Raw genomic sequence first — 599 nt, forward strand, 5'->3', positions numbered from 1 at the left:
ACCGATGTGAACAACTATTATCCTTTTGGCCTGAACCATATTGACGGACAGATCTCCAAAGGGAAATTAGGAAGTTATCTTAGTTATAAGTACAACGGCAAGGAGTTGCAGGAGACCGGGATGTATGATTATGGAGCAAGAATGTATATGCCTGACCTGGGTAGATGGGGTGTGGTGGATCCTCTGGCGGAAATGTACCAGCCAATGTCAACATATAATTATGGAGGAAATAACCCAATCCGTTTTATTGATCCTAACGGAATGAATTTGGATGTTTATGAGATGGATGACAAGGGATATTTAACCAGAAGGGGGGAATCAGATAGGGATGTTATTTACACATCTAAAAACTTTGAAGGGGAAGGAGAAAAAAGAAAATTAAAAGAAAATAATGACGGCGGATATGATATTGGAGAAAAGGACTTCATCAAAAAAAATGAGTACCAATATTATTCTACTGGAGATAAGTATATAAATTTCAAAGGAGACGAGGCTAAAGGAATGGAATATTTTAATCAGGTTGCTGATTGGATGGCAGCTGGTGAGGTTAATGTTGAATTCGGAATTCAAACAGCAGATATAGGTGGCAAAGATAATAC

Annotated in this window: 1 protein-coding gene; it reads left to right on the plus strand. The window is 38.1% G+C overall.

The annotated features are described in order from the left end of the window. On the plus strand, positions 1–599 hold a 599-nt coding region (locus AOB46_RS22745), incomplete at both ends, for an RHS repeat-associated core domain-containing protein (RefSeq protein ID WP_131724466.1).

The organism is Chryseobacterium indologenes (assembly GCF_001295265.1).
GTDB classification, from domain to species: Bacteria; Bacteroidota; Bacteroidia; order Flavobacteriales; family Weeksellaceae; genus Chryseobacterium; species Chryseobacterium indologenes_A.